Below are 14,102 nucleotides of genomic sequence, written 5' to 3' on the forward strand. Positions count from 1 at the left end.
GGCGGCGGAGATCGGTCGGCCGAACGGCCGACGCGTCAGCCGCGGGCGACGAACAGCGTCTCCGCCGGGAGCGTTTCCCGGTCGACGGCCACCAGCGGCTGGTCGGTGCCGAGCGTGGTGAACGCGAACGTCGCGCCGGCCTCGCGGGCGACGGCCAGCGTCGGCCGATGCAACTCCGGCGGGAGGTTCAGCGCGTACAGGAGGTCCGCGTCGGCGTAGACGGAGTAGTCGGGGTCGGTCACGTCGTCGCGGACGAACCGCACGCTCTCGGGAACGGGCCTGGTGCGGCGGTCGGTGGCGACCACGTCGGTCCCGGCGTCGACGAGCGCCTCGGCGACGACGGTCCGCCGGCCGATGCCCACCTCGACGGCGGCGTCGTAGGCGGCGAACCGATCGACGAGCGCGTCCAGCGTCTCGGGGATCACGTCGGGGTATTTATCACGTCCGCTCCCATAAGCATCCCGTATGCACGTCGACATCGTGCCGGTGGGTGACGTCCGCGCCGAGGTCAAGCGGGAGGCTTCGGCAAGCCTGCGGGCCGTCTACGAGAGCGACGTGACGATGCACGACACCCAGTCGATCCCCTCCGGCGCGTACGACCGCAGTCGCGACCAGTACAGCGCGGAAGCGTTCATCAAACTCGCCACCCGAATCGGCGACGGCGACAAGAACATCGCCATCACCCCGAAGGACCTGTTCTACCACCGCCGCAACTACGTGTTCGGCCTCGCTTACCTCGACGGCAAGGGGTCGGTCATCTCGACTTACCGGCTCAACACCTCCTCCGACGGCGGCATCTCGCGGCGCTCGGACGAGGACGTCTTCTCCGACCGCGTCCGCAAGGAGGTCATCCACGAGATCGGCCACACGATGGGCCTGGAACACTGCGACAACAAGCGCTGCGTCATGAGCTTCTCGCCGACCGTCCGCGAGGTCGACATCAAAGACGAGGCGCTCTGCGGCACCTGCCAGCGAGAGGTCATGTGACCCGTTCCGGCCGCTTCTGAAACACCGATACGGGGCGCTCCCGACAGCGCTCCTCCCGATCCCGTGACGACTCGTGATCGGACCAACATAGTTAGGCGCCAGCGCTATCCTCGGTCCGGCGCAAGAACGGGTGTAATGAGCGAATCCCAGCAGAACGAACGCACGCGCGAGCTCGGTGAACTGTTCGTCTCGGTCACCGGCGACGACACGGTGACGGAGTCCCAGGAGCCCGAGGGCGAGAAGGTCGCCGACGAGGCGGACGAGGAGGAGTACGTGGTGAGCGACGACGGCCTCGACGGCGCCATCGACGCCGACCTCGACGCGGCGTCGAAGTGACGGGGCGAGCGGTCAGACCGAAAGCTCGACGACGTCGAGGGGGGCGGCGTCGAGTCCGTCGGAGAGGATCGGAACCCGTTCTCGCAGTTCCCGCGGCGAGTGAGCGTCCGAGCCGACGGTCACCGACACGTCGTGCTCGGCGAGGACCGACAGGAAGTCGGGACCCGGATGGAACTCGCCGTAGTCGGCCTGGATCCGGCCGGCGTTGAGTTCCGGGACGGTCTTCGAATCGGCCAGCGCCGCGGCCACCGCCTCGTAGTGGTCGCTGGTCGCGTACCCCCGGAGGGCGGGGTTGCGCTCGACGATATCGAGGTGCGCCGCCACGTCGAACAGCCCCGACTCGACCAGGGCGACCACCCGGTCGAAGTACTCGTCGACCGCGGCGCGCTGTTGCTCGTCGGTGCGGTCGGCGAAGTAGTCCCAGTGGACGTTGGCCTCCTCGACCTCGTGGACGCTCCCGACGGCGTAGTCGAAGTCGGCCTCGGCGAGGAACGCCCGGATCTCGGCCTCGTCCGCCGGGTGGTAGTCGACCTCGACGGCGTCGAATATCCGCAGGTCGTACTCCTCGCGCAGCTCCTCGATGGCGTCGCGGCGGCGCTCGTAGGTCAGGTCCAGATTGAAGCCGAACCGCTTTTTGTAGCGCTTGAGGTGCTCGCGCTCGGAGACGTTGCAGTGGTCGGCGAACCCGACGCCGTCCAGACCGGCGTCGGCCGCCGCCTCCACCATGCCCTCGAGGAACTCGCCGTCGGAGTACGAAGAGTGGACGTGGTAGTCGTACACGGGCGCCTATCCGTCGGCCACGGCGAAGGACCTTTCGGGGGCGCGGGAGCCGCTCGCGTGTCTCTGCCGGGAGCCGTCACTGCTCCGTCTGCGAGCGCCGCTGACACTCCGCCGGACGCCCCGATCGGCGCGATGGCTCGGCGACGGAGAAGCGGAAAATCAGTCGGGGAAACCAACTGAAAAACCATTCACGACCCTAGGGCGCGCATGACCGCGCCCCCACCAATCGAGGAGCTTCACTTCGACGACGCGCCGAACGTCGACGAGGTCCCCGGTCCCAGGTCTCGACGGCTCCGCGAGCGCCAGCGCGCCGCGGAGAGTTCCGCGGTGCTGTACCCGACGGAGATGCCCATCGGGTTCCGCGAGGGCAAGGGCGCCACCATCGAGGACGTGGACGGCAACCGGTACCTGGACTTCTTCGCCGGCATCAGCGTCCTCAACGTCGGCCACGCCAACCCCTACGTCGCCGAGGCGGCCGCCGAGCAGTCCCACACCCTGCCGCACTCGCTGGACTTCCCGACGGAACCCCGGCTGGACCTGATCGAGAAACTCGAATCGATCGCGCCGGGCGGGCTGGCCGGTGCGAGCCGCGTCGTCTTCGGCGGTCCGACCGGGAGCGACGCCGTCGAGGGGTCGATCAAGCTCGCCAAGCAGTACACGGGCAACCGCGGGATGGTCGCCTTCTACGGGGCGTTCCACGGGGAGACCTCCGGCGCCTTCAGCCTCAGCGCCGACGGGAAGTACAAGCGCGACTACACGCCCCTGCTCGCGGAGGTCGAACACGCCCAGTACCCCTACCCCTTCAGGCAGGGCGTCCCGCCCGAGGAAGCGGTCGATCGGGCGCTCGACGACGTCCAGACGCTGCTGGGCGACCGCTACGGCGCGATGCCGAACCCCGCGGGCGTGTGGGTCGAACCGATCCAGGGCGAGGGCGGCGTCGTCGTCCCGCCCGAGGGGTTCATGTCCGGCCTGCGCGACCTCTGCGACGACTACGACGTGCCGCTGATCGTCGACGAGATCCAGACGGGGATGGGCCGCACCGGCGAGTGGTGGGCCAGCGACCACTTCGACGTGACGCCCGACGCGATGACCGTCGGGAAGGGGATCGGTAACGGCCACCCCCTCTCGGCGACGGTCTACCGCGAGGAACTGGACACCTGGGGGCCCGGCGGTCACACCGGCACCTTCCGCGGGTACAACGTCGCGATGCGCGCCGCGCTGCGCTCCATCGAGTACATCGAGGCCCACGACCTGCTCGACCACGCCACCGAACTCGGAGAGTACATCCGCGGACGGCTCCGCGACGTCGACAGCCCGCTGGTCGGCGAGGTCCGGGGCCTCGGCCTGTTCGTCGGCGCCGAGTTCGTCGACCGGAACGGGCGCCCCGCCTCGGACGCCGTGAGCGAGGTGCGCCAGCGCTGCATGGAGCGGGGCGTCCTCGCGTGGGGCGGCGGCCGCGACGACAACGTCCTGCGCCTGCTCCCGCCGCTCGTGATGACCCGCGAACAGGCCGAAACCGGCCTCGATATCGTCTGTGACGCCATCGAGGCGACGGCCGACGAGCGGATCTGAGCGCGACCGGTCCCCTGCGAGCGGGCCGCACAGTTTTCGCCGTTGATTCCGTTAGGTATCCATTTAAAAAAAGACGATCCCGTAGGCGGGGGGTATGGAGAGTATCCGCCGATGGGACGCGGGGACGCGCGTCGTCGTCGGCGCGGGCGCCGCGCTCGCGCTGGCCTCCCTCGCGCACCACGCGGCAGAGGCCGCAGCACTCGGGTCTATCCGGGGCCCGTTCGTCGCGCTCCTGCTCGACGGAGTCCCGTCGCTCCTGCTCGCCTACGCCGGCTACCGGCTCGGCGAGACGGAGCTGGGCCCCGAGTACCGGTGGCTGGCCGCGGTGTGGTGTCTCGGCGGGCTCGTCGTCTTCACCGGCGTTCTCGGACTCACCATCCTCGTGCGACTGATCGAAGGGCGGGCGGTCGCCGAGGCGTGGTTCACGCTGCTCGTCACCGCGTCCGCCGGCGGCGTCGCCGGCGTCGTCGCCGGGTACTACCGGGCGAGAGCGCTCGCCGACGCCAGCCGCGCCCGACGGGCGAGCGAGACGCTCGCGTTCGTCAACGACCTCGTCCGCCACGACCTTCGCAACGACATGCAGGTCATCCGCGCCTACGCGGCGGAGCTAGAGGCTGCCGATCCAGAGATCGACGGGGAGCTGGCCGACCACGCCACGACCGTCCGCGAGAAGACCGACGAGGCGTTCGAACGCATCGAGTCGGCGGGGTCGATCGCGAAGACCGTCGCCGGCGAGGCAGACTACGAACCGGTCGACCTGGCCGCGATCACCGACGACGTGGCCACCGCGGCCGCGACGGCGACCGACGTCGCCGTCCGGACGGACCTGCCCGACAGCGCCCCCGTCGTCGCCAACGCCGGCCTCCGCTCGGTCGTCGACAACCTCGTCGAGAACGCGGTCGAGCACGGCTCGACGAGCCCTCGTTCGCAGACTCACGAGGACGCCGTGGAACACGGTTCCACGAGCCCTCGTTCGCAGACTCACGAGGACGCCGTGGAACACGGTTCCACGAGCCCTCGTTCGCAGACTCACGAGGACGCCGTGGAACACGGTTCCACGAGCCCTGGCTCCCACGCTCGCCAGGACGCGGTCGAGCACGGCTCGACGAGCCCTCGTTCGCAGACCCGCGCGGACCCGGACGAACCGTGCATCTCCCTGACCGTCGAGCGCGGCGACGAGACGACGCGGCTGGTCGTCAGCGACGACGGCCCCGGCATCCCACGCGAGGAGCGCCCGTCCGCGTTTCGCCCCGGCGGAGAGACCGACGGCGGCGGCCTCCGCATCGCCGCGACGCTCGTCGAACGCTACGGCGGCGACCTCCGGGTCCGCGACGACGACGGCGCCACTGTCGTCGTCGAACTGCCGAGCGCCACCGCCGACCGGGACGCCTCGACGGCCGACCCGCGCCCGCTCCGCGAGTGACCGCGACGGCGGTCAGCCCTCGACCCACGTCAGCGGCGTGTACCGGCCCGTGAAGTCGTCGGTCACGGGCACCTCGCCCACGGCGGTCCACCCGTCCGAGCGGTCCGCGAGGACCGACCCGCGGTGGGTCGCCACGACGAGGTCGCCGTCCACTGCGGTCATCCCGGTGACCGTCTCGTCGGGCTTCGGGAAGTCGACGCGCTCCAGCGAGCCGTCTCGGAATGCGAACAACTCGGGGTCGGCGTCGTCGTCCTCCCACGTCGAGGAGTTCGCCAGCGCGCCCCCGGCGTAGACCGTCCCGTCCAACGAGAACGCCGTCCGGAAGTACCGCTGGTCGAACCCTTCGTCCAGCCGCGTCCACGACTCACCGCCGTCGGTCGTCCGGAAGAGCCCGAAACCCGTCGCGGCGACGTACTCGCCGGGCCCGACCACGTGGAGTTCGTGGATGTCGTCGTCCACCCCCTCCCGTCGCTCCTCCCAGGTCTCGCCGCGGTCGTCGCTGACGTGGACCCCGCCCACCTCGACGCCGGCGACGAGTCGCTCGGGAGCGGCCGGGTCGTGGTGGAGGTCGCGGACCTGCGCGAGGTTCTCGTGGCGGGGGAGCCGCCACTCGTCGCGAGCGGGGAGGTCCTGAAAGCCCTCGCACTCGACCCAGTCGACGAAGGGACCGACGTCGTCCGTCGGCCCCGCTCGCGCGCCGTACTCGAACTCGCCCGCGTAGACGTGGGCCGGACGCGTCCCGGCGTAGAGTCGACCGTCGGGAAGCGCGCCCACGGCGTACGTCTGCTCCCGAGGGACCCCCAAGCCGATCCACGTCTCACCGTCGGGGGAGTGGCAGAGCGCCGTCGTCGACGCGGCGAATACTCCGTCGATCGCGTCGAACTGGCGAAGGCGCACGACGCGGCCGCTCCAGAGTTCCTGCTCGGCCGTCCGCTCGGCCGACCCATCGAGATCCGGGAGGCGATACACGCCGTCGTCGCTGCCGGCGAGGAGCATACCCGGACCCACGGCGGAGCCACCCAAAAGCGCTCGCTGAACCGCGTTTTTGTAACCGACATTACCTTTCCGGACGCGCCGTCAGAGCGTGCTGCCGCCGTCGACCCAGAGGACCTCCCCGGTGACGTAGTCGGCGCCCTCGCTGGCGAGGTAGCGGTAGGCGTCTTTCAGGTCCCCGGGGCGACCGGCTCTGGTGGGCGGTTCGCGGCCGTCGCCGACGGAGTCTTCGGCGCGCTCGGACCAGCCCTCCGTGATCTCGGTGGCGATGGGGCCCGGCGCGACGGCGTTGACTCGCACGCCGTGCTGGGCGAGTTCGAGCGCTGCGCTCCGGGTCAGCATCTTCACCGCGCCCTTGGTCGTCGCGTAGTGGGAGTGCTCCCACTCGGCGTGCTCGCTGGTGGTCGACGCGGTGTTGACGACGGCGCCGGGTTCGTCGCGGTCGATCATGTCCTGGGCGGCGAGTTGCGTCCCGAAGAAGGCGCCGCGGGCGTTGACGGCGTGGAGGCGGTCGTACTCATCGGGCGTGACGTCGAGGAACTCGCGGCTGACGTGGATCCCCGCGTTGTTGACCATCACGTCGACGCCGCCGAACTCGCGGGCGCCCTCGACGACCGAGGCGAGGTCGTCGTACGCCGAAACGTCCGTCTCGACGAACTCGCCGCGGCCCGGCGTCTCCGCGTCGATCAGTTCGTGGGTCGGCGTCTCGGCGTCGCCCGCCGCGGCCTCGGCGTTCCGGTCTTTCGGGTCCGCGCGCACGTCGGCGTTGATCACCGTCGCGCCCGCCTCGCCGAACCCGACCGCGACCGCGCGGCCGATGCCGGAACTCGCGCCGGTGACGATCACGGTGTCCTCGGAGAAGTCCGCGCTGATGGTTCCCATGGTGGCGTCTCGGGCCGCAGGGCCAACGGGGTTTCGGAGCGGGTGGCCGACAGCCAGGACGGGAGTCCGACGTGCGCGGGGAGCGCGGCGAAGCGGAGTGTGGAGGGCCGAAGTGCGCCGGGGGGAGCGGCAAAGCGAAGTGTGGAGGGCCGAAGGCGCGGGGAGTGGCTCGTCTCGAATCGCCGCTCAGACGAGGTCAGTCCGGCGGAACTGGGCGAGCGCCAGCCCCGCGGACCCGACCGACCACGCCAGGAGGACGGCCACGTTGAACCAGAGGTACTGGGACAGTTCCGTGTCGGGCGAGTCGTGGAGCAACTCGTACCGGTCGGCAGCGCCCGCGAACACCGGTTCGCTCGCGCGGCCGTAGGCGCCGTAGGGGGACAGCGACCGGACCAACTGCCGGGTCGACTCGGGCACGGTCGTCCCGAGGAGGTCGCCGACCGCGGTCAGCGCCGTGTCCAGCCCGACCGGCGGCAACATGCCGATCCAGAACGGGACGAGCACGAAGTAGGCGCCGACCGCGCCGAGCATCGCGGTCGACCGGTTCCGCGCGACCGCCGAGACGGCGACGAAGAGGCTGACGAACGAGAGGGCGTACAGCGACGAGACGCCGGAGAAGACGGCGAACCGAACGGGGTCCGGCGAATGCTGGAAGGTCGCGAGCGCGACGAGGAATCCGACGAGGACGCTACACAGCGTGGCACCGACTGCGACGACCGTCCGGGAGAGGACCAGCCCGGCGACGTACGAGCCGCGGGTCCGCGGGAGACCGAGCACGAACCGGATCCGGCCGCTGGCGCGGTCGCCCGCGACTGCCGCGTACGCGAGCGGCGCCAGCAGGATCGGCGCGACCAGGATGTAGGCGCGGACCACGTCGTAGAGCGTCCGGTACGGGTGGGGGTGGATGCCGGACTCGGCGAGGAAGAGCAGGCCGACCGTCCCGACGAACGCGGCGACGACCCCGAGCGCAACCCGGGACCGGACAGCGTTCAGGAGGTCGTCGCGGGCGACGGCGACGGCCGTCACCGCGACTCACCCCCGGCGACCGCGACGCTTCCGTCCGGTCCGTCGACCGCCCGCTCGCTCGTGTACGCCTCGAAAAGGGCTTCGAGCGACGGGGCCTCGGTGTCGAAGTCCCGGACCGTCGTCGCGTCGTTCAGCCGGTCGAGCACCGCAACCTTCGCGTCGTCGGTCGCACACGCCGCGCGGACGACGCGGCCGTCGACCGTCACGCCGCTGACCCCCTCGATCCCGGCGACTGCGTCGGGTTCGGGGGACGCGTCGACGGTCGCCTCCACGACGGTGGTCGCGTCCATCGATGCGCGCAGATCGTCGAGGGCGTCGACGGTGACCAGTTCGCCGTCGGCCATGATCCCCACGCGGTCGCAGACCCGCTCGACCTGCCCGAGCACGTGCGAGGAGAAGAAGACGGTCGCGCCGCGCTCGGCCTCCGTCCGGACGATCTCGCGGAGGCGCTTGGCGCCCGAGGGGTCGAGCCCGCTGGACGGCTCGTCGAGTATCAACAGGTCCGGGTCGCCGACGAGCGCGACGCCGAGCGCCAGCCGCTGGGTCATCCCCTTCGAGTATTCGCCGACCGCTCGGCGGGCGTCGTCGGGATCCAGGCCGACCCGCTCGACGATCGCGTCGGGGTCGTCGTCGGCGTCCTTCGCCTCGATGGCCGACCGGAGGTGGTCGCGAGCGGTCAGGTTCTCGTAGAGGTCGTACCCCTCTGGGAGCAGGCCGGTTCGCGCGCGGACCTCCCGCGCCTCGTCCGTCGCGTCGCGGCCCAGCACCGTCACCGACCCCGCGGTCGGCCGCTGGAACCCCAGCAACAGGTCGATGGTCGTCGATTTCCCGGCGCCGTTCGGACCGAGGAAGCCGAAGACCTCGCCGGACTCGACGGTGAGGTCGAGGCCGTCGACGGCCCGAGCGTCGCCGTGTCGCTTCGTCAGGGCGGTCGTCTCGATGGCGGTCATGCACTCGCGGCTACCTCCGGACCCCGATTAAGCACCGACCATTGTTCACGATCTGGTAGGTTCGCTGTATCGGCGTACACCGGCGTTCGATCGGGGGCGGATCGCCGCGCGGACGGCGGAAGAATCAGGGGCATACGCGCGTTCTGTCGGTGTATCCCCGTACACCCGTCCGACCGGCGAGCCAACGGAAGCGGGGTATTAAGGATTCGAGGCGACGTGTCGGAATCATGGGTGGTAGATCCGCCTCGCTGCTCACGAAGAAACAGCGAGACCGCATCCGCGAGGGGTTCGACGAGATGAGCGAGGAGAAGATCCGGCGGGATCAGCAGCGAATTCGCGACCGGCTCCGGTCGGGGCTACTCGACTTCCACGTGCTCGCCGACTATCCCGACCGGCAGCTCGAACTCGCGTTCGGCGACGTGTCCGAGGAGGAACTCGGGGCGGCACTGGCGGACGGACGACTGGTGCTCGAACGCGTCGGGGAACTCCGCGGCGTCGACCCCGACGACGTGACCGCACGGGCGCGACGACGCGCCGACCGGGTCGCCGAGGAGTCGGCCGACTGCGCGAGCCTCGACGGCCTGGACCTGCGGACGCGGGCCGAGATCCGCCGCGAGGCCGAGGAGGCGCTCCGCGAGGAGTTCGAACCCAACCGCTGGGACCGCCGCGCCGACGCGTTACTCAAACTCGCGACCGGCGCCGCCGCGCCGGTGCTGGCCGTCGCCGTCGCGGAGTGGGTGACGACGCGGGCCCTGCTCAGCGGCAGCGCCGCCACGGTCGCCGCGCTCTACCTGTCGCTGCTCGTCCTGTTCGCCGCGCTGTCGGGCGTCTTCTGCATCAAAGCGGCGCAGGGCCTGAAGTACAACGTGATCCCCGCGGGCCGGTCGCTCCGGCGGGACCCGACGGCCGTAGCCCGGAGCGCCCTCGCCTTGATCCGCCGCCCGGGACAGACCCTCCAGACGGTGTGGGAAGAGCTGTGACGATCCGATAGCTCTCGCGAGGCCCTCTCCGCCCCGTACCGACGTTCTCGTCCGGTCAGAACGACGGCAGGACTTCCTCCTGATAGAGGTCGAACAGCGCCTCCTGGTCGTCGCCGATCTGCATGGTGTAGACGTGGTCGTACCCCTTGTCGATAGCTTCCTGGATGCTGTCGATGTGCTGCTGGGCGTCGGGGCCAGTCAGGATGCTGCCGTCCCTGATGTCGTCCTCGGAGACCATCTGCGTCGCCTGCTCGAAGTGCTTCGGCGTGGGGAGGATGGCGCTCAGCTCGCCGGGCAGTCCCGAGTTCGGCCACAGCTCGTGGGCGGTCGAGACGGCCTCGTCCTCGCTGTCGGCGACACAGGCCTGGAGCTGACAGAAGCGCGGCCCATCGCCGCCCTCCGCTTCCCACGTCTCGATGGCGTCCTGCGGGCCGACCGACCAGAACCCGTCGCCGAAGTCGGCGGCCGCCTTCGCGGCCTGCTCGCCGTAGGCCGAGACGCAGATCGGCGGCCGTTCCTCGGGGAGCGTGAACAGCTTCGCGTTCTCGACGGTGTAGTGCTCGCCGTGGAAGGAGACGTTCTCGCCGGTCCAGAGGTCGTCGATCACCTCGACGGCCTCTTCGAGCATCTCCAGGCGGACCTCGTGTTCCGGCCAGTGGTCGCCGAGAACGTGCTCGTTGAGGGCCTCGCCGGTGCCGACGCCGGCGTAGAAGTTCCGGCCGTCGAACATCGCCGCCGCCGTCGCGGCCGCCTGCGCGTAGATCGCGGGGTGCATCCGCATGATCGGTGCCGAGACGCCCACGCCGACGTCGACGTCGTCGGTCGCCGCCGCGACGCCGCCCAGCGTCGACCAGACGAACGGCGCCTCGCCCTGGTTGCTGTTCCACGGGTGGAAGTGGTCGGAGATCGAGAGGAAGTCGAACCCGACCTCCTCGGCGCGGCCGGCGTACTCGACGAGGTCGTTCGGGTGGTGCTCCTCGCTCGACAAGGTGTATCCGATTTCGGGCATAATCGAGGGCTCTGCGGTTGTTACTCCCGTCGGATCGGTAAGCCCGATGCCGGCGTACGAAGGGCGCGTCGGACGGTGGGGCTGTCCGGACCGACAGGGGGTGGCGCCGGCGACCGGCGGTGACGTAACGGTCCCGTTCCGCGAAGTATCGGTCGTGACGTCGTCATCGGACGTGAGCCCGACCGTCGAACCGCACGGCGAACGCCGGAGGAGCCAGTCCCCGTGACGCTCGCGATCGGCGTCCCGTCACCCGAGACGGCCAGTCGACAGGCGAGCGCGCTCGCCGTGGGCGCTGCGAGTGCGGCCGCGTTCGCCCTGCTCTATCCGGACCCGTTCGCCGACGCGTTCTTCGCGGGGTGGGTGCTCGCCGTCGTCGGACTCGCCGCCGTCGCCGCGGTCGGCGCGTGGACGAACCGGACGCCGCTCGTCTGGGTAGCCGCCCTCCTGACGACGGGTCTGGCGATCGTCGGGATGATGTCGATCGGCCTGTTCGTCGCCCCCGTCGCGCTCCTGTTGCTCCTGGCCGCCGGGTTCTCACAGGCGGCGGGTCCGCGCGCGGGCGCCCGAGAAGCGATCCTCGCCGATCCGCCGAGCGGCCGAGAAATGCTGCTGAAGGCGCTGGCGGGCGTCGCCGCCGTGGTGACCGGTAGCGGCCTGGTGTACTTCGGCGCCGTCGCCCAGCCCCTGTTCGGAGCGTGTGCGCGAGAGACGCTGTCGTGCGCGCTCGCGAAGACCCACTGGGGTGCCGTCGCCGTTACCGCTCTCGGCCTGCTGGCGGTGTGTCTCGGCGGGTGGCTGCTCTGGCGTCAGAGCTACGTCGCGCGAGTGCTCGCGTCAGCAGAAAAGTGACCCGCGGCGAACGGTTGCGACCCGATCAGAACCGGGCCACCGCTCAGTCGCTGTAGTAGTATTCGCCGGCGTTCTTCTGCTCGCGGTCGAGCTGGCTGCCCGGTTTGTTGATCCGGGGACGGCCGGTGCGCTCGTCGCGGCGGAAGGTGATGTCGAGGTTCGCGAGGAACTCGTTCATGCCGTCGCGCATGCCCACCGGCGGCGAGGCGTGGCCGCGTTCGGCCGGCTCGCCGTCGAAGACGAGCAGGCGATCGGCGAGCAGGTCGACCATGTAGATGTCGTGGTCGATCACGAGGGCAGTGGCGTCGTGGTTCTCGGCGTAGCGGCGGATGGCGCTCGTGGCGCGCACCCGCTGTTCGACGTCGAGGTGGGCCGACGGCTCGTCGAGCAGGTACAGATCGGCGTCCTCGGAGAGGCAGGCCGCGATGGCGACCCGCTGGCGCTCGCCGCCCGAGAGGTCGGTGAGGTTCTGTTCCATCACGCGGTCCAGTTGCAGGGGGTCGGCGATCTCCGTGTTCCAGTAGGAGGTCCCGAAGTCGTCGGTGATGGAGGCGAGGAAGGCGTCGACGCGCATCGGCTGGTCGATCTCGACGTACTGGGGCTTGTAGGCGATGTCGAGGTCGGCGTCGACCTCCCCCTCGTCGGGTTCGAGGCGGCCGGCCAGTAGCTGCGCGAACGTCGACTTCCCGATGCCGTTCGGGCCGACGACGCCCAGCACCTCGTTCTCCTGGATCTCCCCGCCCTCGACTTCGAGCGAGAACTCGCCGTCGCCGTAGGACTTGGTGAGGTCGGGGTACTCGACGACCACGTCGCCCTCGGCGGTCTGGCGAGGGGCGTGTTCCTCGAAGGTGATCGACTCCTGGCGGATGCGCATGTTCTCGTTCTCGAGGAACCCGCCGAGGTACTCGTTGATGCCGTTCTTGGTGGACTTGGGGCTCGTGATGACGCCGAACGCGCCGGAGGAACCGTAGGCGACGTGGATGGTGTCGGCGAGCAGGTCGAGGATGGCCAGGTCGTGCTCGACGACGAGCATCGAGCGGTCCTCCTCGTCGGCGAGTTCGCGGACGAGTCGCGCGGCGGTCATCCGCTGGCCGATGTCGAGGTAGGGCGTCAGCTCGTCGAGGAAGTAGAAGTCGGCGTCGCGGGCGAGACAGGCCACGAGCGCCACGCGCTGGAGTTCGCCGCCGGAGAGCGTGTCGATGTCCTGGTCGACGACCGGGCCGATGCCGACTCGCTCGATCAGGTCCGAGAGCGCGCCGCGCTCGTCGGTCCGCTCTAAGAGCTCGCGGGTCGTCCCGTCGAACTGGTCGGGGATCTGGTCGACGTACTGCGGTTTGCGCGCGACGGTCACGTCGCCGGCGCGCAGCTCTTCGAGGTAGTTCTGCAGTTCCGTCCCGCGGTACTCGTCCATGATGGCCTCCCAGCCGGGCGGGTCGCCGGCGACCTGGCCGAGGTTGGGGGCCATCTCGTCGGCGAGGATGCGGACGGCGGTGGTCTTCCCGATGCCGTTCGGGCCGAGGATGCCCGTGACCTGGCCCTCCTGGGGCGCCGGCAGGCCGTAGAGGGCGAAGGCGTTCTCGCCGTAGCGGTGGACGGGGTCGTCGTCCAGTTCCTGCGGGAGGTTGATGATCTCGATCGCGTCGAACGGGCACTTGTTGACGCAGATGCCGCAGGACTCGCCGAGACAGATATCTTCGGAGATGTGGATCTGGTCGGGGCCGCCCTCGTAGGGCTCGTCGCCGAAGCGCTCCTCGCGCGTGACGATGCACTCCTTGCCCGAGCGGTTCGGCGGGCAGAAGTTCGCACACTCGTAGTTACAGCGGTCGGGTTGACAGCGGTCGAGGTCGACGACCGCGATGGAGTCGTCGGCCATGGTTAGAGGGGGGTCCCCGCGGTCAGCAGGATTCCCCAGGAGACGAACCACAGCGAGAAGGTGATGAACGCGACGTAGAGGTACTCCTTCGGGCCGAAGTCGTCCACGTCGATACCCATCGCCATGTAGACCGGGAACTGGACGAGGACGGCCGCCCCGAGCAGGTAGAGCCCGAGCCGGTCGCCGGGACCGGCCGCGAGCGCCGCCGCGGCGACGCCGGCGCCGATCCCGAGCAGGGAGGCGAAGGTCGTCACCGTCAGCCCCCGGAGGTGGTCGTCCCAGCCCTCGGCGGTTTCGGTAGCCATACGTCTGTTTCCGCCACGCGGGCTAAAAAGCCGTTCGTTCCCCTCTCCGAGCGTCGGCGACCGGTCGGAAGTGCGCTCGGCGACCCGCCCGATCAGTCGCCGGCCGGCCCCGGGCCCGGGGCCGATTCCGACGGTGA

15 protein-coding genes are annotated in these 14,102 nt (G+C 70.2%); 6 read left to right on the forward strand and 9 right to left on the reverse strand.

What is annotated here, in order from left to right; all coding sequences use genetic code 11:
• Window positions 1-35: 35 nt before the first annotated feature.
• Window positions 36-425: a UPF0146 family protein gene (locus PSC72_RS11515; RefSeq protein WP_274326019.1), complete on the reverse strand. Its 390-nt coding sequence runs from the start codon at window positions 423-425 to the stop codon at window positions 36-38.
• Between the two features lie 40 nt (window positions 426-465).
• On the opposite strand from PSC72_RS11515, the gene PSC72_RS11520 reads away from it, so the two are divergent.
• The gene (locus PSC72_RS11520; protein WP_274326020.1) at window positions 466-987 is read left to right on the forward strand and encodes an archaemetzincin family Zn-dependent metalloprotease; all 522 of its coding nucleotides are present in this window, start codon (window positions 466-468) and stop codon (window positions 985-987) included.
• 135 nt (window positions 988-1,122) lie between these two features.
• A complete protein-coding gene (locus PSC72_RS11525) occupies window positions 1,123-1,323 on the forward strand; it encodes a hypothetical protein (RefSeq protein WP_274326021.1) in 201 nt (66 codons plus the stop codon).
• Window positions 1,324-1,335: 12 nt separating this feature from the next.
• Here PSC72_RS11525 and PSC72_RS11530 read toward each other — a convergent pair whose 3' ends face one another.
• Window positions 1,336-2,103 (reverse strand): PHP domain-containing protein, encoded by a 768-nt coding sequence (locus PSC72_RS11530; RefSeq protein ID WP_274326022.1) that lies wholly within the window; start codon window positions 2,101-2,103, stop codon window positions 1,336-1,338.
• A 207-nt stretch (window positions 2,104-2,310) separates the two neighbouring features.
• Between PSC72_RS11530 and PSC72_RS11535 the strand changes: the two genes are divergently transcribed.
• On the forward strand, window positions 2,311-3,675 hold the full coding sequence (locus PSC72_RS11535) for an aspartate aminotransferase family protein (RefSeq protein WP_274326023.1): 1,365 nt from the start codon (window positions 2,311-2,313) through the stop codon (window positions 3,673-3,675).
• 94 nt (window positions 3,676-3,769) lie between these two features.
• Window positions 3,770-5,098 carry an ATP-binding protein gene (locus PSC72_RS11540; protein ID WP_274326024.1) on the forward strand — a complete coding sequence of 443 codons (1,329 nt, stop codon included), beginning with the start codon at window positions 3,770-3,772 and terminating at the stop codon, window positions 5,096-5,098.
• 12 nt (window positions 5,099-5,110) lie between these two features.
• On the opposite strand, the gene PSC72_RS11545 is transcribed toward PSC72_RS11540, so the two are convergent.
• The 4 genes from PSC72_RS11545 to PSC72_RS11560 all read right to left on the reverse strand — a co-directional run bounded on the left by PSC72_RS11545 (window position 5,111) and on the right by PSC72_RS11560 (window position 8,949).
• Complete coding sequence (locus tag PSC72_RS11545) at window positions 5,111-6,094, reverse strand: WD40/YVTN/BNR-like repeat-containing protein (RefSeq protein ID WP_274326025.1); 984 nt, start codon at window positions 6,092-6,094, stop codon at window positions 5,111-5,113.
• Between the two features lie 81 nt (window positions 6,095-6,175).
• Window positions 6,176-6,973, reverse strand: coding sequence for an SDR family NAD(P)-dependent oxidoreductase (locus tag PSC72_RS11550; protein WP_274326026.1), 798 nt, complete (start codon window positions 6,971-6,973; stop codon window positions 6,176-6,178).
• 186 nt (window positions 6,974-7,159) lie between these two features.
• Window positions 7,160-7,999: an ABC transporter permease gene (locus PSC72_RS11555; RefSeq protein ID WP_274326027.1), complete on the reverse strand. Its 840-nt coding sequence runs from the start codon at window positions 7,997-7,999 to the stop codon at window positions 7,160-7,162.
• Window positions 7,996-8,949, reverse strand: a complete 954-nt coding sequence (locus tag PSC72_RS11560) for an ABC transporter ATP-binding protein (protein ID WP_274326028.1) — start codon at window positions 8,947-8,949, stop codon at window positions 7,996-7,998. The genes PSC72_RS11555 and PSC72_RS11560 overlap by 4 nt, the downstream gene beginning before the upstream one ends.
• A gap of 227 nt (window positions 8,950-9,176) precedes the next feature.
• Between PSC72_RS11560 and PSC72_RS11565 the strand changes: the two genes are divergently transcribed.
• A complete protein-coding gene (locus tag PSC72_RS11565; protein WP_274326029.1) occupies window positions 9,177-9,929 on the forward strand; it encodes a hypothetical protein in 753 nt (250 codons plus the stop codon).
• Window positions 9,930-9,984: 55 nt separating this feature from the next.
• Here the strand turns inward: PSC72_RS11565 and PSC72_RS11570 are convergent, their stop codons facing one another.
• Window positions 9,985-10,938, reverse strand: a complete 954-nt coding sequence (locus PSC72_RS11570; protein ID WP_274326030.1) for a TIGR03557 family F420-dependent LLM class oxidoreductase — start codon at window positions 10,936-10,938, stop codon at window positions 9,985-9,987.
• A gap of 222 nt (window positions 10,939-11,160) precedes the next feature.
• Here PSC72_RS11570 and PSC72_RS11575 point away from each other — a divergent pair, with 222 nt between their 5' ends.
• Window positions 11,161-11,787 carry a hypothetical protein gene (locus PSC72_RS11575; RefSeq protein ID WP_274326031.1) on the forward strand — a complete coding sequence of 209 codons (627 nt, stop codon included), beginning with the start codon at window positions 11,161-11,163 and terminating at the stop codon, window positions 11,785-11,787.
• A 43-nt stretch (window positions 11,788-11,830) separates the two neighbouring features.
• Here the strand turns inward: PSC72_RS11575 and PSC72_RS11580 are convergent, their stop codons facing one another.
• Window positions 11,831-13,660, reverse strand: a complete 1,830-nt coding sequence (locus PSC72_RS11580; protein ID WP_274326032.1) for a ribosome biogenesis/translation initiation ATPase RLI — start codon at window positions 13,658-13,660, stop codon at window positions 11,831-11,833.
• 2 nt (window positions 13,661-13,662) lie between these two features.
• Complete coding sequence (locus PSC72_RS11585) at window positions 13,663-13,965, reverse strand: EMC6-like membrane protein (protein WP_274326033.1); 303 nt, start codon at window positions 13,963-13,965, stop codon at window positions 13,663-13,665.
• Window positions 13,966-14,102: the final 137 nt, after the last annotated feature.

Origin of the sequence: Halosimplex aquaticum (assembly GCF_028747785.1) — an archaeon.
Lineage (GTDB): Archaea > Halobacteriota > Halobacteria > Halobacteriales > Haloarculaceae > Halosimplex > Halosimplex aquaticum.

Coding starts and splice junctions, on each gene's coding strand:
- PSC72_RS11580 (WP_274326032.1), bottom strand. CDS start 13,660: ATGGCCGACGACTCCATCGCGGTCGTCGACCTCGACCGCTGTCAACCC.
- PSC72_RS11535 (WP_274326023.1), top strand. CDS start 2,311: ATGACCGCGCCCCCACCAATCGAGGAGCTTCACTTCGACGACGCGCCG.
- PSC72_RS11585 (WP_274326033.1), bottom strand. CDS start 13,965: ATGGCTACCGAAACCGCCGAGGGCTGGGACGACCACCTCCGGGGGCTG.
- PSC72_RS11570 (WP_274326030.1), bottom strand. CDS start 10,938: ATGCCCGAAATCGGATACACCTTGTCGAGCGAGGAGCACCACCCGAAC.
- PSC72_RS11540 (WP_274326024.1), top strand. CDS start 3,770: ATGGAGAGTATCCGCCGATGGGACGCGGGGACGCGCGTCGTCGTCGGC.
- PSC72_RS11520 (WP_274326020.1), top strand. CDS start 466: ATGCACGTCGACATCGTGCCGGTGGGTGACGTCCGCGCCGAGGTCAAG.
- PSC72_RS11525 (WP_274326021.1), top strand. CDS start 1,123: ATGAGCGAATCCCAGCAGAACGAACGCACGCGCGAGCTCGGTGAACTG.
- PSC72_RS11560 (WP_274326028.1), bottom strand. CDS start 8,949: ATGACCGCCATCGAGACGACCGCCCTGACGAAGCGACACGGCGACGCT.
- PSC72_RS11545 (WP_274326025.1), bottom strand. CDS start 6,094: ATGCTCCTCGCCGGCAGCGACGACGGCGTGTATCGCCTCCCGGATCTC.
- PSC72_RS11565 (WP_274326029.1), top strand. CDS start 9,177: ATGGGTGGTAGATCCGCCTCGCTGCTCACGAAGAAACAGCGAGACCGC.
- PSC72_RS11550 (WP_274326026.1), bottom strand. CDS start 6,973: ATGGGAACCATCAGCGCGGACTTCTCCGAGGACACCGTGATCGTCACC.